Annotated in this window: 23 protein-coding genes; 19 read left to right on the top strand and 4 right to left on the bottom strand. The window is 69.6% G+C overall.

Annotated elements, in window-relative coordinates; genetic code table 11:
* Nucleotides 1–191: 191 nt before the first annotated feature.
* From A5708_RS01320 to A5708_RS01305, 4 genes are all read left to right on the top strand, one after another.
* Nucleotides 192–731 (top strand): hypothetical protein, encoded by a 540-nt coding sequence (locus A5708_RS01320; protein ID WP_065026930.1) that lies wholly within the window; start codon nt 192–194, stop codon nt 729–731.
* An 82-nt stretch (nt 732–813) separates the two neighbouring features.
* Nucleotides 814–1551, top strand: coding sequence for a 4-hydroxy-tetrahydrodipicolinate reductase (gene dapB / locus A5708_RS01315; RefSeq protein ID WP_065026929.1), 738 nt, complete (start codon nt 814–816; stop codon nt 1549–1551).
* A complete protein-coding gene (locus A5708_RS01310; protein ID WP_065026889.1) occupies nt 1548–2012 on the top strand; it encodes a hypothetical protein in 465 nt (154 codons plus the stop codon). The genes dapB and A5708_RS01310 overlap by 4 nt, the downstream gene beginning before the upstream one ends.
* 50 nt (nt 2013–2062) lie before the next feature.
* On the top strand, nt 2063–2464 hold the full coding sequence (locus A5708_RS01305) for a flavodoxin family protein (protein ID WP_196772490.1): 402 nt from the start codon (nt 2063–2065) through the stop codon (nt 2462–2464).
* Here A5708_RS01305 and A5708_RS01300 read toward each other — a convergent pair.
* Together A5708_RS01300 and A5708_RS01295 are read right to left on the bottom strand one after the other, a co-directional pair.
* Entirely contained in the window at nt 2461–2958 is a 498-nt protein-coding gene (locus A5708_RS01300; protein ID WP_065026887.1) for a hypothetical protein, read from the bottom strand. The genes A5708_RS01305 and A5708_RS01300 overlap by 4 nt on opposite strands.
* A gap of 45 nt (nt 2959–3003) precedes the next feature.
* Entirely contained in the window at nt 3004–3837 is an 834-nt protein-coding gene (locus tag A5708_RS01295; RefSeq protein WP_081292771.1) for a thioesterase family protein, read from the bottom strand.
* 39 nt (nt 3838–3876) lie between these two features.
* Between A5708_RS01295 and A5708_RS01290 the strand changes: the two genes are divergently transcribed.
* Nucleotides 3877–5409: a class I adenylate-forming enzyme family protein gene (locus A5708_RS01290; RefSeq protein WP_196772486.1), complete on the top strand. Its 1533-nt coding sequence runs from the start codon at nt 3877–3879 to the stop codon at nt 5407–5409.
* The gene (locus A5708_RS01285) at nt 5406–8633 is read left to right on the top strand and encodes a carboxyl transferase domain-containing protein (RefSeq protein WP_065026885.1); all 3228 of its coding nucleotides are present in this window, start codon (nt 5406–5408) and stop codon (nt 8631–8633) included. Before A5708_RS01290 ends, A5708_RS01285 begins: the two co-directional genes overlap by 4 nt.
* A 13-nt stretch (nt 8634–8646) precedes the next feature.
* On the opposite strand, the gene A5708_RS01280 is transcribed toward A5708_RS01285, so the two are convergent.
* On the bottom strand, nt 8647–8976 hold the full coding sequence (locus A5708_RS01280; RefSeq protein ID WP_007775027.1) for a hypothetical protein: 330 nt from the start codon (nt 8974–8976) through the stop codon (nt 8647–8649).
* Nucleotides 8977–9110: 134 nt separating this feature from the next.
* On the opposite strand from A5708_RS01280, the gene A5708_RS01275 reads away from it, so the two are divergent.
* From A5708_RS01275 to A5708_RS01260, 4 genes are all read left to right on the top strand, one after another.
* Complete coding sequence (locus A5708_RS01275; protein WP_065026884.1) at nt 9111–9893, top strand: SDR family oxidoreductase; 783 nt, start codon at nt 9111–9113, stop codon at nt 9891–9893.
* The gene (locus A5708_RS01270; RefSeq protein ID WP_065026883.1) at nt 9890–11089 is read left to right on the top strand and encodes an acyl-CoA dehydrogenase family protein; all 1200 of its coding nucleotides are present in this window, start codon (nt 9890–9892) and stop codon (nt 11087–11089) included. Before A5708_RS01275 ends, A5708_RS01270 begins: the two co-directional genes overlap by 4 nt.
* On the top strand, nt 11086–12189 hold the full coding sequence (locus A5708_RS01265; RefSeq protein WP_065026882.1) for an acyl-CoA dehydrogenase family protein: 1104 nt from the start codon (nt 11086–11088) through the stop codon (nt 12187–12189). Before A5708_RS01270 ends, A5708_RS01265 begins: the two co-directional genes overlap by 4 nt.
* A 153-nt stretch (nt 12190–12342) precedes the next feature.
* A complete protein-coding gene (locus tag A5708_RS01260; protein ID WP_065026881.1) occupies nt 12343–13557 on the top strand; it encodes a glycosyltransferase in 1215 nt (404 codons plus the stop codon).
* Here A5708_RS01260 and A5708_RS01255 read toward each other — a convergent pair.
* A complete protein-coding gene (locus A5708_RS01255; protein WP_065026880.1) occupies nt 13546–14295 on the bottom strand; it encodes a dienelactone hydrolase family protein in 750 nt (249 codons plus the stop codon). The genes A5708_RS01260 and A5708_RS01255 overlap by 12 nt on opposite strands.
* Nucleotides 14296–14449: 154 nt before the next feature.
* Between A5708_RS01255 and A5708_RS01250 the strand changes: the two genes are divergently transcribed.
* From A5708_RS01250 to A5708_RS01210, 9 genes are all read left to right on the top strand, one after another.
* Nucleotides 14450–15250 (top strand): thymidylate synthase, encoded by an 801-nt coding sequence (locus A5708_RS01250; protein ID WP_065026879.1) that lies wholly within the window; start codon nt 14450–14452, stop codon nt 15248–15250.
* A 61-nt stretch (nt 15251–15311) separates the two neighbouring features.
* The gene (locus A5708_RS01245; RefSeq protein WP_065026878.1) at nt 15312–15836 is read left to right on the top strand and encodes a dihydrofolate reductase; all 525 of its coding nucleotides are present in this window, start codon (nt 15312–15314) and stop codon (nt 15834–15836) included.
* 72 nt (nt 15837–15908) lie between these two features.
* Complete coding sequence (locus A5708_RS01240) at nt 15909–16643, top strand: cell division protein DivIVA (RefSeq protein ID WP_065026877.1); 735 nt, start codon at nt 15909–15911, stop codon at nt 16641–16643.
* A gap of 25 nt (nt 16644–16668) precedes the next feature.
* Nucleotides 16669–17922, top strand: coding sequence for a winged helix-turn-helix domain-containing protein (locus A5708_RS01235; protein WP_196772485.1), 1254 nt, complete (start codon nt 16669–16671; stop codon nt 17920–17922).
* Nucleotides 17922–19328, top strand: a complete 1407-nt coding sequence (locus A5708_RS01230; RefSeq protein ID WP_065026875.1) for a type I restriction-modification system subunit M — start codon at nt 17922–17924, stop codon at nt 19326–19328. The genes A5708_RS01235 and A5708_RS01230 overlap by 1 nt, the downstream gene beginning before the upstream one ends.
* Nucleotides 19325–20401, top strand: a complete 1077-nt coding sequence (locus A5708_RS01225) for a restriction endonuclease subunit S (protein WP_065026874.1) — start codon at nt 19325–19327, stop codon at nt 20399–20401. Before A5708_RS01230 ends, A5708_RS01225 begins: the two co-directional genes overlap by 4 nt.
* A 10-nt stretch (nt 20402–20411) precedes the next feature.
* Nucleotides 20412–21164 (top strand): FAD-dependent thymidylate synthase, encoded by a 753-nt coding sequence (thyX, locus tag A5708_RS01220; protein WP_065026927.1) that lies wholly within the window; start codon nt 20412–20414, stop codon nt 21162–21164.
* 71 nt (nt 21165–21235) lie between these two features.
* The gene (dapA, locus tag A5708_RS01215) at nt 21236–22138 is read left to right on the top strand and encodes a 4-hydroxy-tetrahydrodipicolinate synthase (protein ID WP_065026873.1); all 903 of its coding nucleotides are present in this window, start codon (nt 21236–21238) and stop codon (nt 22136–22138) included.
* A gap of 19 nt (nt 22139–22157) precedes the next feature.
* Entirely contained in the window at nt 22158–23834 is a 1677-nt protein-coding gene (locus tag A5708_RS01210) for a ribonuclease J (protein WP_065026872.1), read from the top strand.
* Nucleotides 23835–23950: the final 116 nt, after the last annotated feature.

Below are 23950 nucleotides of genomic sequence, written 5' to 3'. Positions count from 1 at the left end.
GTTCGAATATTATGTCCGCGGTGTGACGAGGTGAGTCCGCGGTGTGACGAGGTGAGACGGACCGGGTCGCGGCTGTGGATAAACCCCGAACTGTGGACAACGAAATCCGGTCTTGGGGGACCGGATTGGCTTGACGCGGGCCTCAGGCAGTCCCGCGTTTCTCCTGGCAGCGCCGCGGGTAACCACCCGTGGTGCGCGCGGGATCTCTGAGTGCGGCAGCCGCGGTCGCCGTGGTCGTTGCCGCATGCCCGTGCCCCTCCGGTTCGGCCGATCCCGCGTCCGAGAGCCCACCGTTCCCGATCGGTCAGATGGGCGTGCCCGTGCATGCGCGGGCCGCGGGCGGCGCGACCGCCGACATCACGGTCGACAGTGCAACGTGGTTACCGCCGGGGTGCGCCTCTCATTTTGCGACTCCGACGTATGACTCCGCGTGCAACGTGGTGGAGCTGACCATCACCGCGACGTCCCACAAGTTCTTCCATTTCAACCAGCGTTATATGTTCGCCGGATACGGCGGCGGCAACGACACACCCGAGCCGGCAACGATGGCGGTCGACTACCAGAGACTGAACAAGATGCCCCCGTTGCAAACGGGCGGCCTTCACGACGGCCAGACTGCGCATGGATTCGTCGGGTTCGCTATGCCGACGGGAGGCGACCTGTACATCACGATCAACGATCCCGACCAACCCGCTCCCTACACCGAAGCGGCCTGGATCGTCCACACCTGATCGGCGTGACAAACCCCCGTTCGAGCCGGCATGGAATAACGCACGCCGCGGCGCAGAATTCTCCCGGTCTAGGGTGAAGGCCATGCGGGTAGGAGTGCTGGGAGCCAAGGGCAAGGTCGGATCGGCGATGGTGGCGGGGGTGCAGGCCGCCGAGGATCTGAGCCTGTCGGCCGAAGTGGACGCCGGCGACCCGATGAGCCTGCTGACTGAGGGCAACACCGAGGTCGTCATCGACTTCACCCATCCCGACGTGGTGATGGACAACCTGAAGTTCGTCATCGACAACGGAATTCACGCCGTCGTGGGGACCACGGGCTTCACCGCCGAGCGGCTGCAGCAGGTGCAGGACTGGCTCACCGGCAGCGGAGGCACGTCGGTGCTGATCGCGCCGAACTTCGCCATCGGGGCGGTGCTGTCGATGCACTTCGCCAAGCAGGCCGCGCCCTTCTTCGACTCGGCGGAGGTGATCGAGCTGCACCATCCACACAAGGCCGACGCCCCGTCGGGCACCGCGACGCGCACCGCGAAGCTGATCGCCGAGTCGCGAAAAGGATTGCCGCCCAACCCCGATGCCACCAGTACCAGCCTGCCGGGCGCGCGCGGTGCCGACGTCGACGGCATCCCCGTGCACTCGGTGCGGCTGGCCGGGCTGGTCGCCCATCAGGAGATCCTGTTCGGCACCGAGGGGGAGACGCTGACCATCCGTCATGACAGCATCGACCGGACCTCGTTCGTCCCCGGCGTGCTGCTGGCCGTGCGGCGGATCAAGGAACACCCCGGCCTGACGGTGGGTCTCGAGGCCCTGCTCAATCTGCAATGAGCGACACCGCGCGGGTGGTGCGCACCCAACTGCTGGTCGCCTTCATGTGCGTCGCGCTGTTGGTGTACTTCGTGCTGCTGGGGCGCGTGGCCGTCGCGATGATCGGCTCCGGCCGGGTCGCCGCCGTCGGCCTCGGACTCGCGGTGCTGATCCTGCCCGTGATCGGGCTGTGGGCGATGATCGCCACCCTGCGCGCCGGATTCGCGCATCAGAAGCTGGCGCGGCTGATCGCGGCCGACGGAATGGAACTGGACACCAGCGCGCTGCCGCGCCGCCCGTCGGGCCGCATCCAGCGCGACGCGGCCGACGAACTGTTCGCCACGGTGCGCGCCGAGGTGGAAGACCATCCGGACGATTGGCGGCGTTGGTACCGGCTGGCCCGCGCCTATGACTACGCGGGCGATCGCCGCCGCGCCCGCGAGGCCATGAAGACGGCCGTCAACCTGCAGGCCGGCCCGTGAGCAAGACGCTGCTGATCGTGCACCACACGCCGTCGCCGCACACCTACGAGATGTTCGAGGCGGTGGTCTCCGGCGCCACCGACCCCGACATCGAGGGCGTGGAGGTGCTGCGTCGCCCGGCGCTCACGGTCTCGCCGGCCGAAATGCTGGCCGCAGACGGCTACCTGCTGGGCACCCCGGCGAACCTCGGCTACATCTCGGGGGCCCTCAAGCACGCGTTCGACTGCGCCTACTACCAGCTGCTCGACTCCACTCGCGGTCGACCATTCGGGCTATACCTGCACGGCAACGAGGGCACCGAGGGCGCCGAGCGTGCCGTCGACACCATCACGACGGGCCTGGGTTGGGCGAAAGTCGCAGAGACCGTTGTAGTTTCGGGCAAGCCAAGCAAGGACGACGTCGAGGCATGCTGGAACCTCGGGGCGACGGTCGCCGCGCAGCTGATGGACTAGCCGCTGACCGCGTCACGACGGACCGATCCCGTGGCGGCGTATCCCAATGTCCCCGCGAGGACCGCGAACTTGATCAGTGCGGCGACCTGTGCGCGCCGCGCATGCACGCCGATACGTTTCCCGCGCAACACCCTCAGCAGTGAAACTCCCTCCGCCGCATCACCCGCGACGGCGACGAGCACTGCGGCGGGCAGACCGGGCGGGTGGCCCCGGCGCCGGCGCGCGCGTTCGACGAGCAGCGCCGTCAACACGCCGTAGGTGGCCATGTAGCCGAAGTCGAGCCACAGCGATAGGCGCGCGGCCCGCCGACCGTCGCTGCCCCACCGGGTCATGATGTCTTCGGCCCGAGACGCGCTGCCGGCCAACTCAAATGCGATGATCCCCGGGCCGCCGCTGCGACGCATGCGACGTTCCAGCACGAGCATCACCGCCGTATAGCCGAGGAAGGCGACGGCGGATGCCGCGAGGCGATTGTCCGGTGCGCGCTGGCTCACCACTCAAGGCTCCCGTGAAACGGCTCGTGAGTCCAGGGCACCCGCCTAGGCGTAGGTCGGTTTGAAGGCGTCCGCGGGTTGGGCCACGGCCAGCGCCGAGCTGGTGCCGAGCGGCCCGTGCCGGTCGAACAGCGTCGCGGCGCCGGTGGCGACGCCGGCCGTGCCGTAGTGGCTCTGGGCGGCCAGACCGAGGAATTCGCCGTCGGGCAACCGGCTCGCGGTGACGGTGTAGTCGGCGTTGATGTAGCGCAATCCGCCGGTGCCCCAATGGGTGAGCGAGCTGGTGATGTCGCCGACGAAGGCCAGGCGGGTGAACGGCGTGAGTGGGTGGCCGTGCACCATCGGGCGAAACAGCCGGGCCCAGGCGAACTTCTGGGAATGGGTTTGCTCCCATTCGCCGGCGGCGATTCCGGGGCTGCCCTCGAGCGTGGCGCCATACCCCCAGATGAGAAACGGCATCTCGGCTCCGAAGCCGTCCGAGGACGTCGGGAGTGGCGGCATCTGCGCGGGGGACGACCACACCTGCCCGTCGGGATGATCACCGCGGCGAAGGAACAGCGCGCTGGCCCGCGCCACGACGGTGCCGTTCTGCACCAGGCTGGCGTCGACCAACTTGATGCGCCGGCCCTCGCGCTGCACCGTGGTCTGGATCTGCACCGGCTCCATCAGGGCCGGGCGTAACAGGTCGACGGTGAACCGGGCGGGCTGCAGGCCCGCGTCGATGCCGGATTGCTCAATGCCCCAACCCAACAGGCCACCGACGATCTGGCCGCCCATGGCCGCGCCCCACGGGCCCTGCGTCATCCGGCCCGGAACATAGGAGTCGCCGTCCACGGTGAAAAACGCCTCGGGCATGATGGCGGAATCCTCGATCGTCACCGCTATCACGATAGGGCAGCAGGATAGTAAGGACCGGGCATGCCTCCAGTGATCGAAATTCCGCGCGGCCACAACCCGTTCCCGCTGACCGGAGTCTCACGCGGCTCCGACGACATTCCGCGTTATGACGCGCTGCCCGCCACCCTGCTGGACATGCTCGCCGAACAGGTTGACGCCCGTCCGGACGCCGAGGCCCTGGTCGAGCTGGGTGCGAACCGGCTGACATACCGGCAGCTCTGGGACCGGGCGGCGCGCGTCGCCGGCGGGCTGCGCGCCGGCGGCCTGAAGCCGGGCGACCGCGTCGCGGTGCGTTACCCCGCCGGAATCGACTGGGCGCTGGCGTTCTGGGGCACCGTGATGGCCGGTGGCGTTGTGGTGGCGGTCAATACGCGGTCGGCGCAACCCGAGGTCGAGTTCGTCCTGTCCGACTCCGGTGCGCACGTGGATCTGGCGCCCGGCGCCGCGCTGCCCGACGGGCAGCCCTACGTTACCGAGCAACTCGGCCGCGCCGATACGGCCGCCCTGTTCTACACCTCGGGCACCACCGGCCACCCCAAGGGCGTGCCGACCACGCATGAGGCATTCCTGACCAACACCGAGAACGCGATCCGCTGCCTGCAGCAGCCGCGGGATCTGGGCGAGGCGATGCGCACGCTCATCTCGGTGCCGTTGTTCCACGTGACCGGTTGCAACACGCAGTTGCTGGCCGCCGCCCGGCTCGGCGGAGCCTCGGTGATCATGCCCGCCCTCAACCTGGACGCGTTGCTCGCCGCGCTGACCGTCGAGCGCGTGTCGGTCATGGTCACGGTGCCGGCGATCTACTCGTTGTTGTTGCGGCACAGCGGTTTTGCGACGCTCGACGTGTCGAACGTGCGGTGGGTGGGCTACGGCGGCGCCCCGATCGCCCCGTCGCTGGTGCGGTCGGTGAAGGACGCGTTCGGCCACGCCACCGTGTTCAACGGCTACGGCATGACGGAGACGGCGTCGCTGATGACCGTGCTGCCCGACAGCGAGGCCGTCGAGCACGCCGACTCCGTCGGTTACGCCGTCCCGTCGGTGGACCTCGGGGTGATCCCGTTCGGCGACGACGCCGGCGTGGGCGAGTTGGTGGCGCGGGGCGCCAATGTGACCACGGGCTATTGGAACCGGCCGGAGGCCACCGCCAGCACCTTCGCGGACGGCTGGCTGCACACCGGTGACGTGGTGCGCGTCGACGACGCGGGCCGGGTGCACATCGTCGACCGGCTCAAGGACATCATCAACCGCGGCGGCGAGAACGTCTCCAGCGTCGAGGTGGAGGCCGTGCTGCTGGCGGCGCCCCACGTGGCCGATGCGTGCGTGCTCGGGGTCTCCGACGAGGTCATGGGGGAGAAGGTGGGGGCGGTGTTGTTCGGCGGTGACGACGAGATCGACGTGCCGGCGGTGCTCGACCACTGCCGCAGCCAGCTGGCCGATTTCAAAGTGCCGCAATATGTCACGGTGGTCTCCCACGCGCTGCCGCGCAACGCCGGCGGCAAACTGCTCAAGGCCAGGCTGCGCGAGCAGGTCCAGTGGGGCGAGCCGCTGCGATGAACGCGAGCCTGCTGGTCGCCAACCGCGGCGAGATCGCACTTCGAATCATCCGCACCGCAATCGAATTGGGCATGCGGACGGTCGCGGTCTACGCCGAGGACGATGCGGACAGCCCGCATGTGCACGCCGCCGACAAGGCGATCGGACTGCCGGGCGGCGGCCCTCGCGCCTACCTGGACCAGACCGCCATGCTGGCGGCGGCGAAGAGCTCCGGTGCGAGCCTGATCCACCCCGGTTACGGGTTCCTCAGCGAGAACGCCGAATTCGCCACCGCCTGCGCGGCGGGCGGTTACACGTTCGTCGGTCCCGACGCCCGGGTGCTCGAGCTGCTCGGCAACAAGACGTCGGCCCGCGGCGCCGCGATGGCCGCCGGGGTGCCGGTGCTGCCCGCGACCGAGGGGCCGAGCAGTGTCGAGGACATCAAGGCATTCTTCGCCGCGCACGCCGGCGGCATCATGATCAAGGCCCTCGCCGGCGGCGGAGGGCGCGGAATGCGCAAGGTGCACAGCGCCGATCAGATCGACGACGCCTACCAGCGCTGTGCCGCCGAAGCGCGGTTGGGGTTCGGCGACCCCGCGCTGTTCGCCGAGGCGCTGCTCGCCGACGCCCGCCACATCGAGGTGCAGGTCGTCGCCGCGCCCGCCGGGCACCAGACACACGCGCACGCCGTCGGCGACCGCGACTGTAGCATCCAGCGGCGCTACCAGAAGCTGGTCGAAATCGCTCCTGCCCAAGGTCTTTCGGACGAATTGCGCAGGGCCCTGCACCAGGCGGCGGTGCGGCTGTGCGCGCGCGTGGGCCTGCGGGGGCTGGCCACCGTCGAATTCCTGGTCACCGGGGACGAATTCGTTTTCCTCGAGGTCAACCCGCGCATCCAGGTCGAGCACACCGTCACCGAGCAAACCACCGGGCTCGACCTGGTGGCCGTCCAGCTGGCCATCGCCGGCGGGGCGTCCGTCTACCAGCTGGGGCTGGCCCCCGGAATCGCCTCCGACGGAATGGAAGTCATCGGCGAGCCGGCCGCTCGCCGCGGCATCGCCATTCAGCTCAGGGTCAACACGGAAACCTTCGGGCCCGACTTCTCCGTCATTCCCTCGGCCGGCACGCTCACCGCCTTCTCCCCGCCCAGCGGCCCCGGCGTTCGCGTCGACACGTACGGCCGGGCGGGGCTGGTGATCAGTCCCCAGTACGATTCGCTGCTGGCCAAGCTCATCGTGGACGTGCACGGATCATCGTGGCAGGCGGCGGTGCGCAAGGCGCGCAACGCGCTGGCCGAATTCGACATCGAGGGCGTCCACACCAACATCGGATTCCTGCGCGAGCTGCTGACCGACGACCGGATCGAATCGGGGTGGGTGGGCACCGGTTTCCTCGACGACAGGCTGCCCGAACTGGCCCGCGCCGCGCAGTCGCACGGGCAGGGACCTCGGGTGGCGGCGGTGGAGCTCTATCCCGGCGAGGATGCGCTGCGCGCGCAGCTGGCCGGGACCGTGGTCGAGGTGGCGGCCGAGGGAGCCGAATACGTCGCGGGTGGCCAGCTGGTCGTCCTGGAAGCGATGAAGATGCAGCACGTGCTCGTCGCGCCGGACGCACTGCGAACCGTGCGGGTCCTGGTCACGCCCGGGCAAGTGGTCGGGACCGGAGACCCGCTGCTGGTCTTCACCCGCACGGAGGCGCCTGGAGGCGGCGAGTCTCTTTCGGCCGCGACCGATCTCGACCGGCCACGAGCCGACCTGGACGAGGTTTTACACCGGCATTCCCTGACGCTGGACGAGGGCCGCCAGGCCGCGGTCGCCAAGCGGCACAGCCGAGGCCGGCGCACCGCGCGGGAGAACATCGCCGACCTCATCGATCCCGACAGCTTCGTCGAGTACGGTGCGCTGGCCATTGCGGCGCAGCGCAGCCGCCGCTCCGAAGAGGACCTGATCGCCAACACCCCGGCCGACGGACTGGTCGCCGGGCTGGCCACCATCGGCGCGGACCGGTTCGGGCGGGCCGCGGCGCAGGCCGTGGTGGTGTCCTACGACTACACCGTGCTGGCCGGTACGCAGGGCATGCGCAACCACGCCAAGACCGACCGCGTGTTCGACCTCGCCGCGCGAAAGCAGTTGCCGGTGGTGCTGTTCGCTGAAGGCGGCGGAGGCAGGCCGGGGGACACCGACGTCGGCGGTGCCGCCGGGCTGGACGTCCCGACCTTCCGGATGCTGGCGGCGTTGAGTGGCAAAGTGCCGCTGGTGTCGGTCGTATCGGGCCGATGCTTCGCCGGCAACGCCGCGCTGGCCGGCGTGTGCGACGTGATCATCGCAACGCCGGACGCGAACATCGGGATGGGCGGCCCGGCGATGATCGAGGGCGGCGGGCTGGGCGTGTATCCGCCGGAGGCGATCGGGCCGATCGGGGTGCAGCGCCGCAACGGCGTGGTCAGCCTGGTCGCCCGGGACGAGTCGCACGCGGTCGAGCTGGCCAGGCAATACCTCTCGTATTTTCAGGGCACCCTGAGCGACTGGACGGCGCCCGATCCGCGGCTGGCCCGGCATGTGGTGCCGCAGAACCGGTTACGCGCCTACGACGTGCATCGGGCCGTCGAGGCGATCGTCGACGTGGGTTCGGTGCTGGAGCTGCGGCCGGACTACGGCGTGGGCATCGTCACCGCGCTGGTGCGCGTCGAGGGAGTGCCGTACGGGTTGATCGCCAACAGCACCCACCACCTGGGTGGCGCGATCGACGCCGAGGCGGCCGACAAGGTGGGCGACTTCCTTAACCTGTGCGAATCGTTTGGGCTGCCGGTGATCTCGTTGTGCGACACCCCGGGCTTCATGGTCGGGCCCGACGCGGAGATTCAAGCGGCGGTTCGCCGGTTCGGGCGGATGTTCGTCCTGGGTGCCCGGCTGACGGTGCCGCTGGGAATGATCATCTTGCGCAAGGGATATGGGCTCGGCGCGATGGCGATGGCCGGCGGTTCATTCCGCGCGCCGCACTTCACCGTTGCCTGGCCGACGGGCGAGATCGGCGGCATGGGCCTGGAAGGCGCTGTGCGCCTTGGGTTCAGCAAAGAGCTGGCGGCAGTCGAAGATCCCGCCGAGCGGCAGAGCCTGTTCGAGCGCCTGGTGGCCGCGGCCTACGAGCACGGTAAGGCGCTGCGGGCGGCCACCACGTTCGAACTGGACGACGTCATAGACCCAGCAGCCTCCCGGGCCTGGATCACCAGGCTCTCGGGAGGCTGAGGGGATTCAGCGATTACGCGTGGCCGGAGCCGCAGCCGACGCCCGGCAGGCAGCCGGTGCCGCCCGGGATGCCGCCCGGGCCCGCGTTCTGACCGCCCGAGCCGCAGCCGACGCCCGGAACGCAGCCCTGGCCGCCGGGACCTCCGCCGGGACCGTTGAACTGGCCACCGGAGCCGCAGTTTCCGTTGGCGTCGCAGCCGCCGCCGCCCGGGTCGTCCTTGAAGGTCACGTGGGTCGGCGCGGGGGAATTGGCGGCTGGTCCGGCGACGTAGACGTCGGCAGCGGCCGCAGGCGCGGCGGCGATGGCCGCAGCGACAGCCCCGGCAACAACCAGCGGTTTCATGAGTGTCAATTTCGATAGCATGCGCGTGGCATACCACCTCAACACATGTTCAAAACATCGCGAATAAAATTCGACAGCAACCGAAGTTCCCGCTGCGCAACGGCGGCTCTCACCGCGACGGAAGGCCCGACACCATGACCTCACAAGATCTGACCGGCCGCACCGCGATCATCACCGGCGCGTCGCGCGGAATCGGGCTGTCGATCGCCCAGCAGCTGGCGGCCGCGGGGGCCAACGTGGTGCTCACCGCGCGCAAGCAGGAGGCCGCCGACGAGGCCGCCGCCCAGGTGGGGAAGCAGGCCCTCGGGGTGGGCGCCCACGCGGTCGACGAGGACGCGGCGCGCCGCTGCGTCGAGCTCACATTGGAGCGTTTCGGCAGCGTCGACATCCTGATCAACAACGCCGGAACCAATCCGGCATACGGTCCGCTGATCGACCAGGATCACGCCCGCTTCACCAAGATCTTCGATGTCAACCTGTGGGCACCGCTGCTGTGGACCTCACTCGTGGTCAAGTCGTGGATGGGTGAGCACGGCGGGGCGATCGTCAACACGGCTTCCATCGGCGGCCTGCATCAATCGCCGGCGATGGGGATGTACAACGCCACCAAGGCCGCGCTGATCCACGTCACGAAGCAACTGGCGCTGGAACTTTCGCCACGTATCAGGGTCAATGCGATATGCCCGGGTGTGGTGCGCACCCGGCTCGCAGAGGCGCTGTGGAAGGACCACGAGGACCCGCTGGCGTCGTCGATCGCGCTCGGGCGCATCGGGGAGCCGATCGACGTGGCCGCGGCCGTCGGCTTCCTGGTCTCCGACGCGGCCAGCTGGATCACCGGCGAAACCATGGTGATCGACGGTGGCCTGCTGCTGGGCGCCGCACAGGGATTCCAGTCCGCCCCGGGCGGCGGCCAATGACCGCCGTCGATACGGCCGACCTGGACGCGCGGGTGCAGGCCCTGCTCGACGAACACGATCCGGCGACCAGCGACCCACGGGATTTCCTTGGCGCACAATACGATGCGGGGCTGGCCTGGGTACATCTACCGCACGGCTTCGGCGGGCTCGATCTGCCGCGCACCGCTCAGGAGCGCGTCGACGCCCGGCTGGCCGCCGCCGGCGCGCCGGTGGGCGGCACCCGCAAGAATTACATCGGCATGGGCATGGCGGCGCCCACGATCGCGGCCTTCGGCACGGACGAGCAGAAGCGAAAGTTCCTGCGCCCGTTGTTCACCGGTGAGCAGATCTACTGCCAGCTGTTCAGCGAGCCTGGCGCCGGATCCGACCTGGCCGGGGTTGCCACCCGTGCGGTGCGAGACGCCCATAACCCCCAAGACTGGATTGTCAACGGGCAGAAGGTGTGGACCTCGCAGGCGCAACACGCGCAGATGGCCATCCTGGTCGCCCGGACCGATCCGACCGTGCCGAAACACCACGGTCTGACCTACTTCCTCTGCGACCTGACGCAACCGGGGGTCGATATCCGGCCGTTGCGACAGATCACCGGCGAGGCGGAATTCAACGAGGTGTTCCTCACCGACGTCCGGGTGCCCGATGCCAATCGCCTCGGCCCGGAGGGCGGCGGCTGGCGGGTCGCGACCACCACGCTCAACAACGAACGCGTCGCCATCGGGTCGCGTGCCGGCGTCCCGCGAGAAGGCGGCCACATCGGCAAGGTCACCGCGGCCTGGCGCGACGAGCCCGCACTGCGCAACCCCGCGATGCACGACCAGCTGATGCGGCTGTGGGTCGAGGCGGAGGTCTTTCGGCTCGCCGGTGAACGGTTGCGGCAACAGGCGGCCACCGGTCAGCCCGGCCCTGAGGGCGCCGGCATGAAGGTGGCTTTCGCCAAACTGGCGCAAGCGATTTCGGGCTTCGAGATCGAGCTGCACGGCGAATCCGGGCTGTACTACGACGACTGGACCATGCGCAGGCCCGAGACGGTCGACCTGGTCGGTCGCGGGCCCGGCTACCGCTACCTGCGGGCGCGCGGCAACTCGATCGAAGGCGGCACGTCAGAAATCCTGCGCAATACCATCTCCGAGCGCATCCTCGGCCTGCCGGGTGAACATCGTGTCGACAAAGACGTCGCGTGGAAGGACCTGCCCCGATGAGCGCACACACCGCCGACCTGTTGTACTCCGACACCGAAGATGCATTGCGGGCCGGCGTCCGTCAGCTGTTCGCCGAGCGGTGCCCACCCGAAACGGTCACGCGTATCTATGGCCCGCAACCGCAAGACTTTTCGGGAGTGTGGCGCACGCTGGCCACCGAACTGGGTGTGGCCGGCCTGCTGGTTCCGGAGTCGCTGGGCGGCGCCGACGCCAGCGCCCGCGAGGCCGCCGTGGTCATGGAGGAGATCGGCCGGGCCGTGGCGCCGGTGCCGTTCCTGCCCAGCGCGGTCCTCGCCACGATCGCGCTGCTGCGGGCCGGTGACACCGAGACCGTGTCGGCGCTGGCCCAGGGCGAGCTGACGGCGGCGTTGGTGGTGCCGCTGTCGAGCGCACCGGGCGACCCGATCACGGGCGTGAGCGGCGGCGCCGACGGGCTGAGCGGGACGGTCACCAGCGTGGCCGGGGCCGACGCCGCCGATGTGCTGGTGGTCCCGGTCGCCGGGAGCGACGGGCTCGAGCTACACACCGTCGCCCGCGACGCGGCGGGCGTGCAAATTTCCCCGGCGCTCGCGCTGGACATGACCAGACCCCTTGCCACCGTGTCGTTTTCGGGATCTCCGTCGTCCCGGGTCGGGGCCGGCGACGCGCCGATCGCCGAAGCCATCCGGACTGGGGCGGCCCTGCTGGCGTCCGAGCAACTCGGGGTCGCCCAATGGTGCTTCGAGACCACACTGGAGTACGCCAGGGAGCGCAGGCAATTCGGCCGCACGATCGGCTCCTACCAGGCGATCAAGCACCGGCTGGCCGACCTGTGGTTCGAGGTCGGTGCGGCGACGGCCGCGGCCCGCTACGCGGCCGACACCTGCGCCGGAGACGGCACCGACGCGGATGCGGCGGCGGCCATCGCCCAGGCCTACTGCAGCGATGTCGCCGTGCACGCCGCCGAGGAGTGCGTGCAGTTGCACGGCGGCATCGGGATGACCTGGGAATATCCGGCACACCTGTACCTCAAGCGGGCCAAGAGCGACCAGTTGGCATTCGGCACCGCCTACCGTCACCGCGCCCGCCTGGCCGAATTGGTGGACCTGCCGGCCTTCTGAGGTTCGGCGCCGCTGCCATGTTTGAGCTCGCGGTGATTTTTACGCGTGCGCTGGCGAAAAGCCGGCCGGGGCGCTGGAATTTGCTGCGAGGCCGGTACCCCGGCGCCCGGCCGGCGATAGAGTTTGCCGACCAGGCAGGTGGGAGTGACGCGAATGCGGGTGTTGCTGTCGGCGTACGACTCGCGCGGAGGTGTCGAACCGCTCGCCGCGCTCGCGGTGCACCTGCGGGCGCTCGGCGTTGACGCGCGGGTGAGCGCGCCGCCGGACGCAGAATTCGTCGAGCTGCTGGCCCGTGTCGAGGTGCCGCTGCTGCCGTTCGGCGACTCACTGCGAGCGATGAAGACCGGGGCGACGCCGTCGGAGGCGGACCTGCGCCGGCACCTGGACGCACTGATCGCCGTGCAATTCGACGCCGTGGCCGCCGCGGCCGAGGGCTGCGACGCGATGGTGGTGGCGGGCTTCCCGCCGGCCGCCGCCGCCGCCCGATCGGTGGCCGAAAGCCTGGGGATCCGCTACGTCTACGTCAGCTACCAGCCCACCATCCTGCCGTCGCCGCACCACCCGCCGCCGACGTACGCCAACGGGCCGTTCCCGCCGGGCACGGTCGACAACCTGCTGCTGTGGCAACTCGACGGCCTGCACATGCAGGAGCCGTTCGGCGCGACGCTCGACGGTCACCGGGCGGCGATCGGACTGCCGCCGCTGGACAACCTGCGCGACTACGCGCTGACCGACCGCCCGTGGCTGGCGACCGATCCGATCCTGGATCCATGGCAGCCCGCCGAGCTCGACGTCGTCCAAACCGGCGCCTGGCTGCTGCGCGACGAACGCCCGCTGCCGCCCGAGTTAATCGAATTCCTCGACGCGGGCACACCGCCGGTCTATGTGGGCTTCGGCAGCATGCCGATGCGCGCCTCGCATGACATCGCGCGGACGGCCATCGAGGCGGTCCGCGCGCAGGGCCGCCGGGCCGTGGTCTCGCGCGGCTGGGCCGACCTGGCCCCGATCGACGGTCGGGACGACTGCGTGGCCGTCGGCGAGGTCAACCACCAGGCGCTGTTCGGGCGGGTCGCCGCCGTCGTGCACCACGGCGGCGCCGGCACCACGACGGCGGCCGCCCGGGCCGGCGCGCCGCAGGTGGTGATACCCCAGGGGGCTGACCAGCCCTATTGGGCGACCCGGGTGCGCGACCTGGGCATCGGCGCCGCCCATGACGGCCCCGCCCCGACCACCGAGTCGCTGTCGACCGCGCTCAAGGCGGTGCTGACCGACCGGACCTGTGCGCGGGCGAGATCCGTGGCCGCCACGATCCGCACCGACGGCACCACGGTGGCCGCGACGCTGCTGATGACCGCGTTAGCGCGGTAGCGCCGACGCGAACAGCTCCGTCATCGCGTCCCAATGCCGCTCGGCCGCGGCGGCGTCGTACGGCGCGTTGTCCGGAACCGCGAACCCGTGGCCGGCCGAATACCACTCGATGGTGTGCTCGACGCCGGCCGCCGTCAGCGCCTTGTCGAGCCGCTCGGCGTCACCGGCGGTGAACGACGCGTCGTTCTGGGCGCCGCCCACGTACACCGTGGCGCTCATCCGGTCGGCCAGCAGGTGCGGGCTGTCGTCGGTGTCGGCCACCAGGCCGCCGCCGTGGAAGGACGCCGCCGCGGCCACCCGGTCGGGCACCCGCCCGGCCACCATCAGCGACGTCCGGCCGCCCATGCAATAGCCGCACACCCCGAATCGCTCGCCGACCACCTCCGGACGGGCGGCCAGATAGTCGAAGAACGCGCCGGCGTCGGCGGCCATCCGGTCCGGGGTGACGCTGCCGATCATCGAGAACAGGCGCCCGCGCTCCTTCTCGTCGCTGAACACGGTCGCCATGTCGAACGGCGTCCAGTCCGCGGTGCGGTAGTAAACGTCGGGAAGCAGCACCGTGTAGCCGAAGCCGGACAGCTTGGCGGCCATCTGCTGGAACGTGTCGCGCACGCCGCCGGCGTCGGGATACATGACCACACCGGGCCACGGCACTTGGGATTCCGGGCCGTCGGGGGTGAACAGGTGCACCGTGCAGGTGCCATCGGGGGTGGTGACGACGTCGATGATGTTCGGCATGGCACCCGTTCTACTCCGCGGGCCTAGAGGTAAATTCATCGGCGCCGACCCGCCGCGCCCGGCCACGCCGCGCTTGCGATCGCCGCTGAATTCATTGGCGCCGACCCGCCGCGCCCGGCCACGCCGCGCTTGCGATCGCCGCTAAGCTGGCGGCGTGCCGATCCCGACGCCCTACGAGGACTTGCTCCGCCTGGTGCTCGATCAGGGAACGGCCAAATCCGACCGCACCGGCACCGGCACTCGCAGCCTGTTCGGTCAGCAGCTGCGGTATGACCTGGCGGCCGGTTTCCCGCTGCTCACCACCAAGAAGGTGCACCTCAAGTCGGTGATCTACGAATTGCTGTGGTTCCTGCGTGGCGACTCCAACGTCGCCTGGCTGCACGAACACGGCGTCACCATTTGGGACGAATGGGCAAGCGGCACAGGCGATCTCGGGCCAATCTACGGTGTGCAATGGCGGTCCTGGCCGACACCGTCGGGCGAGCACGTCGATCAGATCAGCGCGGCCCTCGAACTGCTGCGCACCGATCCCGACTCGCGGCGCATCATCGTGTCGGCCTGGAATGTCGGCGAAATTCCGCAGATGGCGCTGCCGCCGTGTCACGCGTTCTTCCAGTTCTACGTGGCCGGCGGGCGGCTGAGCTGCCAGCTTTACCAGCGCAGCGCGGACCTGTTCCTGGGTGTGCCGTTCAACATCGCCAGCTATGCGCTGCTGACCCACATGATGGCCGCCCAGTCCGGCCTCGCGGTCGGCGAGTTCGTGTGGACGGGCGGGGACTGCCACATCTACGACAACCACGTCGAGCAGGTGCGGCTGCAGCTGAGCCGCGACCCCCGGCCGTACCCGGAACTCGTTCTGGGAGACCGTGATTCGATCTTCGATTACACCTACGACGACGTCGTCGTAAAGAACTACGACCCACATCCGGCGATCAAAGCCCCTGTCGCGGTATGACGCGCGCCGGCCACGAGGCCGGCTCGGGTGGCTTGCAAGCCGGGATCAAGGAGCAGCGCATATGACCGAGGTGGGCCTGGTGTGGGCTCAGTCGACCTCCGGCGTCATCGGGCGTGGTGGCGACATCCCCTGGAACGTGCCGGAAGATCTTTCCCGGTTCAAAGAGGTGACCATGGGACACCCGGTGATCATGGGCCGGCGGACCTGGGACTCGTTACCGGCGAAGGTGCGCCCCCTGCCGGGCCGCCGCAATGTCGTCCTGTCCCGCGACACCGGATTCGTCGCCGACGGCGCGCAGGTGGCCGGGACCGTGGAGGAGGCCCTCGCCCACGGCGCGGGCGGCCCCGAGACTTGGGTCATCGGCGGCGAGCAGATTTATTTGCTGGCGCTGCCCTACGCCACCCGCTGCGAGGTCACCGAGATCGAAATCGATTTGCGACGCGACGACGACGATGCGCTGGCGCCGATGCTGGACGACACTTGGGTGGGTGAAACGGGGGCGTGGCTGGCCAGCCGCTCGGGACTGCGGTATCGCTTCCACAGCTATCGGCGGCCCTCCGCGCACCCGCTCGCGCCCACGGCCTGACCTGACATACTCGGACGCGGGGGCGGGGCGCACAGCGTCAACCAGGCGTTTGGAGAGAAGGGGGAATTGGCAGTGAAAACCGAACCCGTGAAGACGTTCTCTCGAAAATTCATGGGCTACGACGCGGCCGCGGTTGATGCCCACATCGAGATGCTGACCACCAAGCAGCAGCTGCTGCTCGACGACGTCGAGAGCCTGCGCGCCCGGCTGCAGGAATCCGGCGATCAGACGGCCGCGCTGCGCAAGGAGGTGGCCGCGCTCACGGACACCTCGCCGTCGCCGCACGCGGTGCAGCAGCGGATGGCCAAAATGCTGAGCCGCGCGGTCGACGAGGTGGCCGAGATGCAGGCCGAGGCGCGGGCCGAGGCGGATGCGCTGATCGCGGCGGCCGAGGCCGAGGCCGAAGCCGCGGAGCGAAAGCGCGACGACGTGCTCGCCGACATGGCCGCGCAGCAGAAAGCCCTGGAAACCGAGTACCAGGAGACCAAGGAGAAGCTGGACGCCGAGCTGGCCGAGATGCGCGCCGACACGCAATCGGCGATCGAGAAGGCGCGCCAGGACGCCGAGCGGGAGTGCGAGCAGCTGCTCGGCGACGCGAAAAAGGGCGCCGATCACTACCGGGACAAGGCCCGGCGCGCGGTCGACGAGGCGACGGCCCGGCGCATCAAGATCCTCGAGCAGCTGATGGGCGTGTACCGCGACCTCGACGAGGTACCGAAGGCTCTCGAGGCGGCCTACGAGGAACAAAACGACTCGGACGACGAGGGCGTGTTGAAACCGCTGGACCGCAAGGTCGCCGCGGGCTGAGCCACGCCGGCCCGGCCGCCGAGGGTTGTCGCACCCAAGAGGTATTCTCGGCGCCGTGCCAACCCGCAGGCTGTCGGCCGCCCAAGCCCGGCGGATAGCCGTTGCGGCCCAAGGATTTACCGACCCCCGCCCCGGTGGCGAGATCACGCGCGCGCATCTGAAGCGGTTAATCTCCAGAATCCAAGTGCTGCAACTAGATTCGGTCTCGGTGGCGGTGCGCGCGCACTACGCCCCGGTGTTCAGCCGGCTCGGTCCCTATGACCGGGAGGTGCTCGACCGCGCGGCCTGGGGCCCGCGGTCATCGCGGCTGCTGGCGGAGTACTGGGCGCACGAGGCCGCGCTGATGGCCGTCGAGGACTGGCCGCTGTTGCGCTGGCGGATGCGCCAGTACACGCATGGCCGGTGGGGCACCCACGTCGTCAAGGCCAACCCGCAACTCGCCGACAAGATCGTCGCCGCCGTGGGCGAGCTCGGACCCAGCACCGCCGGACAGATTGAGGCCCATCTCGAGGCCGGACCGCGTGGGCCCAAAGGAAGCTGGTGGGGCAGCCGCAGCGACACCAAGTGGGTGGCCGAGGCACTGTTTTCGGCCGGAGTGCTCACCACGGCCACCCGGGTGGGCTTCGCTCGGCACTACGACCTGGTGGAGCGGGTGCTGCCGGCCGCCGTGCTGGCCCGCGAGGTCGACGACGACGAGGCGATCCGCGAACTCGCGCTGCGGGCCGCCGCCGCGCTGGGCGTGGCCACCGAGGCCGACATCCGCGACTACTTTCGGCTGTCGGCCCAGCAGGTCAAGCCGGCGATCGCCGCGCTGGTGGCCACAGGCGACATCGAGCCGGTCGAGGTCGACGGGTGGTCGGCCCCGGCCTACCTGCGGGCGGGCCGCACCGTGCCCCGCGCCGACCGCGGCACCGCGCTGCTGTGCCCGTTCGATCCGCTCATCTTCTTCCGCCCGCGCGTCGAGAGATTATTCGAATTCCATTACCGCATCGAGATTTACACCCCGGCCGCCAAGCGCCAATACGGCTACTACGTGTGGCCGCTGCTGATGGACGGGCGGCTGGTGGCGCGGGTGGACCTCAAGGCCGACCGCGCCGCCAACTCGCTGCGGGTACTCGGCGCGTTCGGCGAGCCCGACGCCCCCAGGCCCCGAGTTGCCGCGACGCTGGCCGGTGAACTCGAGTCCATGGCGTCCTGGCTGGGCCTGGGCGGATTCAGCGTCGCCGGGCGCGGCGACCTGTCCGGCGAGTTGCGCGCGGCGGCCAAGCGGGTCAGCTGATGCCGGCGTCCACGTCCAGGGAGCTCAAGGCCACGCTGTGGAAGGCGGCCGAGAAGCTGCGCGGTTCGCTGTCGGCCGGCGAGTACAAGGACGTGATCCTGGGCTTGGTGTTCCTCAAGCACGTCTCCGAATCGGACTGGAAAGCGTTGGCGGACAACGTCACATCCGATGGCCTCGGCCGCCTGGCGGACGACGCGATGGACGCCGTGATGACCGCGAACCCGGCGTTGGCCGGGACGCTGCCCCGGCTGTACGAAAACCTCGACCCACGTCGCCTCGCCGACCTGGTGACCGTGCTCGACGGCGCACGAATCGGCGACGACGGCGGGCGGGCCGGGGACCTGATGGGCGAGGTGTACGAGTACTTCCTGGGCAATTTCGCCCGCGCGGAAGGCCGGCGTGGCGGTGAATTCTTCACTCCGCCAAGCGTCGTGCGGCTGCTCGTCGAGGTGCTCGAACCGGCGGGCGGGCGGGTGTATGACCCATGCTGCGGCTCGGGCGGCATGTTCGTGCAGACCGAACACTTCATCGCCGAACGCGACGGCGATCCCGCGAAAGTCACCGTCTACGGACAGGAAAGCGTCGAGCAGACCTGGCGGATGGCGAAGATGAACCTGGCCGTGCACGGCATCGACAACTCGGGCCTGGGGGCGCGGTGTGCCGACACGCTGGCCACCGATCTGCACGCCGGCGTGCAGATGGACTACGTGCTGGCGAATCCGCCCTTCAACATCAAAGATTGGTCGCGCGACGAGGGCGACCCGCGCTGGCGCTTCGGCGTTCCGCCCGCGACCAACGCGAATTACGCCTGGATTCAGCACATCCTGTCCAAGCTGGGCCCGGGCGGCACGGCCGGCGTGGTGATGGTCAACGGCTCCATGTCGTCGACCGCGATGGGCGAGGGCGACATCCGGGCCCGGATCATCGATGCGGACCTGGTGTCGTGCATGGTCGCGCTGCCCGCGCAGCTGTTCCGCAGCACCGGAATACCGGTGTGCCTGTGGTTTTTCGCCATGGACAAGGCACACCGGTCGGGGCAGGTGTTGTTCATCGATGCACGCGACCTGGGCTACCTGGTGGATCGGGCCGAGCGCGCGCTGACGGGCGAGGAGATCGCCCGGATCGCTGACACCTACCAGGGGTGGTCGGGAACGGCGTCCGCCCTCGCCAAAGGCATTGCCTATCAAGATGTTCCGGGGTTTTGTCAATCCGTTCCGGTGCACGCCATCAGGGCCGCGGGCTACCCGCTGACGCCGGGACGCTACGTGGAGGCACCCAGCACGCCGGACGACGGCGAACCCGTCGACGACAAGATCGCGCGGTTGACCGACGACCTGCTGGCCGCGCTGGACGAGTCGGCCCGCGCGGAAAACGTGGTGCGCCGACAGGTGAAGCGGCTGCGGTGAAGACCGTCCTGGGGGAGCACCTCGACTTCAGCACCGGGAGCAGCGCCCCGCCGCGAGACTCCGACGGGCGCGTCCCCGTCTACGGCGCCAACGGCGCGATCGGTTACGCCGCCGAGCACAACGCCACCGGGCCCTTGATCGTGCTCGGCCGCGTCGGGTCGTACTGCGGCAGCCTGCGCTACTGCGACTCCGACGTCTGGGTCACCGAGAACGCACTGGTGTGTCGCGCCAAAGACCCGCAGGAGACCAGGTACTGGTACTACGCCCTGCAGACCTGCCGGCTGGCCGATCATCGATCCGGATCGGGGCAACCCCTGCTCAACCAGCGAATCCTGAACCACGTTCCGGTGTGGACCGTCGCCGCGCGCGAACGGCGGCGGATCGCCGAACTGCTCGGCGCGTTCGACGACAGAATCGCCGCCAACGACCGGGTGATCGAGACGGCGGAACTCCTGATGGTCGCCCTCGCCGAATCGGCACCGGATCGGGTGCGGCTGTCGAGCCTGGCCACCCGGTCGACGGCGACCCGCAACGTCAGCGAGTTCGACGCCCGCATCGCCCACTTCAGCCTCCCGGCGTTCGACGACGGGGCCAGACCCGACCTGGTCGGCGCGGCGCAGGTGCGCAGCGCCAAGCTGCTGCTGACCCAGCCGTGCGTCCTGTTCGCCAAGCTGAACCCGCGGATCCCGCGGATCTGGAACGTGGTGGGCCTGCCGTCGGACATGGCGGTGGCCAGCACGGAGTTCGTCGTGCTGCTGCCGGTTGGCATCGATTCCTCCGCGCTGTGGTCGGCGCTGCGGCAACCCGACGTCTCGCAACGGCTGCAGCGGCAGGTCGCGGGAACCTCGGGCAGCCATCAGCGAATTCAGCCCCGCGATCTGCTGGATGTATCGGTCCCCGACGTGCGCCGGTTGAGCCCCGAGGCGCTGCGGACGCTCACCGGGCTGGGTGCGCTGTGCCACGTGCGCCGCACCGAGAGCGCGCGGCTGGCGGGGCTCCGCGACGCCCTGCTGCCGTCGCTGATCCGCGGCAGGGTGCGGGTCAGCGACGCCGACCAGCCCGGCACGCCTTAAGGTGAGCGCCGTGGCCGAGATCGCGCCGCTGCGCGTGCAACTGATCGCCAAGACCGACTTCTTGGCGCCCCCGGACGTGCCGTGGAGCACCGACGCCGACGGCGGCCCCGCGCTGGTCGAGTTCGCCGGCCGGGCCTGCTATCAAAGCTGGTCGAAACCCAACCCCAAGACCGCGACCAACGCCGGCTACATCAAGCACATCATCGACGTCGGCCACTTTTCGGTGCTCGAGCACGCAAGCGTGTCGCTCTACATCACCGGCATCTCGCGATCGTGCACCCACGAGCTGATCCGGCACCGGCACTTCTCCTATTCGCAGCTGTCCCAGCGCTACGTGCCCGAGAAGGACTCGCACGTGGTCGTGCCGCCGGGGATGGAAGACGATCCGGAACTGCGGCAGATCCTGGCCGCGGCCGCCGACGCCAGCCGCGCCACCTACGCCGAATTGCTGGCGAGACTCGAAGCGAGATTCGCCGACCAACCCAATGCGGTGCTGCGGCGTAAGCAGGCCCGCCAGGCCGCCCGCGCCGTGCTGCCCAACGCGACCGAAACCCGCATCGTCGTGACCGGCAACTACCGGGCCTGGCGCCACTTCATCGCCATGCGCGCCAGCGAGCACGCCGACGTGGAAATCCGGCGGCTCGCCATCGAGTGCCTGCGCCAGCTGGCGGGTGTGGCACCCGCGGTGTTCGCCGACTTCGAGATCTCCACGCTTGCCGACGGCACGGAGGTCGCGACCAGCCCACTGGCGACCGAGGCCTGACGCGCCGACGCGCAACGGCGCGCGTCACGTGGGTGCTAAATACCTTGCTGGCGCCAGGTAACCTGAACACCGTGAGCACGGTCGGATTTGACGCCCCAGCGCGGTTGGGAACCGTGCTGACCGCGATGGTCACACCGTTTCGCCCCGACGGCTCCGTTGACACCGCCGCGGCCGCTCAGCTGGCCAATCACCTGATCGACGCGGGCTGCGACGGCCTGGTGATCTCCGGAACCACCGGCGAGTCCCCGACCACCACGGACGACGAGAAGCGGGAGCTGCTGCGCGTCGTGCTGGAGGCGGTCGGCGACCGGGCCCGCGTCATCGCCGGCGCGGGCACCTACGACACCGCCCACAGCGTCCGGCTGGCCAAGGCCTGCGCCGCCGAGGGCGCCCACGGGCTGCTGGTGGTCACCCCGTACTACTCGAAGCCGCCGCAGAGCGGCCTGATCGCCCACTTCACCACCGTCGCCGACGCGACCGAGTTGCCGGTGCTGCTCTACGACATCCCGCCGCGTTCGGTGATACCGATCCAGCCCGAGACCATCCGCGCGCTGGCCGCCCACCCGAACATCGTCGGGATCAAGGACGCGAAGGCCGACCTGCACAGTGGTGGCCAGATCATCGCCGAGACCGGCCTGGCCTACTACTCCGGCGACGACGCGCTGAACCTGCCGTGGCTGGCGATGGGCGCCACCGGATTCATCAGCGTGATTTCCCACGTGGCGGCGGGGCAGCTGCGGGAAATGTTGTCCGCCTTCGGCTCCGGAGACACCGCCACCGCCCGCAAGATCAACGCCACCGTCGCCCCGCTGTGCGACGCGATGGCCCGCCTGGGTGGCGTGACGATGTCCAAGGCGGGCCTGCGGCTGCAGGGCATCGACGTCGGAGATCCGCGGTTGCCGCAAATGCCCGCGACGCCAGAACAACTCGACGCGTTGGCCGCCGATATGCGTGCGGCCTCGGTGCTGCGGTGACCCGAGGAGTTTCCGAGAAGTGGATGTAGACCTCGCCCCGCCAGGCCCGTTGGCCGCGGGAGGGTTGCGGGTCACTGCTCTTGGCGGCATCAGCGAAATCGGCCGCAACATGACGGTTTTCGAGCATCTGGGCCGGCTGTTGATCATCGACTGCGGCGTGATGTTCCCCACCCACGACGAGCCCGGGGTCGATCTGATCCTGCCGGATCTGCGCCACATCGAGGATCGGCTCGACGACGTCGAGGCGTTGGTGCTCACCCACGCGCACGAGGACCACATCGGCGGCATCCCGTTTCTGCTCAAGCTGCGCCCCGACATCCCGGTGGTCGGTTCGAAGTTCACCCTCGCGCTGGTCGCCGCGAAGTGCCGCGAACACCGGCTCAAGCCGGTGTTCGTCGAGGTGGCCGAGGGCCAGAGGAGCACGCACGGCGTGTTCGAATGCCAGTACTTCGCCGTCAACCACTCCATCCCCGACGCGCTGGCGATCGCCGTGCACACCGGCGCGGGAACCATCCTGCACACCGGCGACATCAAGCTCGACCAGCTTCCGCTGGACGGCCGGCCGACCGACCTGCCCGGCATGTCCCGGCTCGGCGACGCCGGGGTGGACCTGTTCCTCTGCGACTCAACCAATTCCGAGCACCCCGGCGTCGGACCGTCGGAAAGCGAAGTGGGTCCGACGCTGCACCGCCTGATCCGCGGCGCCGACGGCCGCGTCATCGTGGCGTGCTTCGCCTCCAACGTGGATCGTGTTCAGCAAATCATCGATGCCGCAGTCGCTCTGGGCCGGCGGGTATCGTTCGTCGGCCGATCCATGGTGCGCAACATGGGCATTGCCCGCGAACTCGGATTCCTGCGGGTGGCCGACTCGGACGTGATCGACATCGGCGCCGCCGAGATGATGCCGGCCGAGAAGGTGGTGCTGATCACCACCGGCACCCAGGGTGAACCGATGTCGGCGCTGTCGCGGATGTCGCGCGGCGAACACCGCAGCATCACGCTGACCGCGGGTGATCTGGTGGTGTTGGCGTCGTCGCTGATCCCGGGAAACGAGGAAGCGGTCTACGGCGTCATCGACGAGCTCGCCAAGATCGGAGCCCGCGTCGTTACCAACGCCCAAGCGCGCGTGCATGTTTCGGGCCACGCCTACGCCGGGGAACTGTTGTTCCTGTACAACGGGATTCGGCCGCGCAACGTCATGCCGGTGCACGGGACGTGGCGCATGCTGCGCGCCAACGCCAAACTGGCGGCCCGCACCGGCGTGCCGGAGGAGTCGATCCTGCTGGCCGAGAACGGGGTGAGCGTCGACCTGGTCGCGGGCAAGGCCTCGATCGCCGGCGCGGTACCGGTCGGCAAGATGTTCGTCGACGGCCTGATCAACGGCGACGTCGGCGACATCACCCTGGGCGAGCGGCTCATTCTGTCGTCGGGTTTCGTCGCGGTGACCGTGGTGGTCGCGCGGGGCACCGGGCGTCCGGTCGTCCCGCCGCACCTGCATTCGCGCGGATTCTCCGAGGATCCCAAGGCGCTCGAGCCCGCCGTGCGCCGGGTGGAGGAGGAGCTGGAAGCGCTGCTGGCCGAGAACATCACCGATCCGAGCCGCATCGCGCAGGGCGTGCGGCGAACCGTCGGCAAATGGGTGGGCGAGACCTACCGCCGGCAGCCGATGATCGTGCCGACCGTCATCGAGGTCTAGTGGCGATCGCGAGCGGGGCCGTGGCGATCGCAAGCGCGGCGCAGCCGGGCGCAGCCGGGCGCAGCGGGTCGCCACCTTAGGTTGTAGCCGGGTGAAGCGGCTCACCACTTCGAGGT

This window comes from Mycobacterium colombiense, from assembly GCF_001672755.1.
In the GTDB taxonomy this organism is placed as follows: domain Bacteria; phylum Actinomycetota; class Actinomycetes; order Mycobacteriales; family Mycobacteriaceae; genus Mycobacterium; species Mycobacterium colombiense_C.
This window is presented reverse-complemented; position numbering and strand designations above follow the sequence as displayed.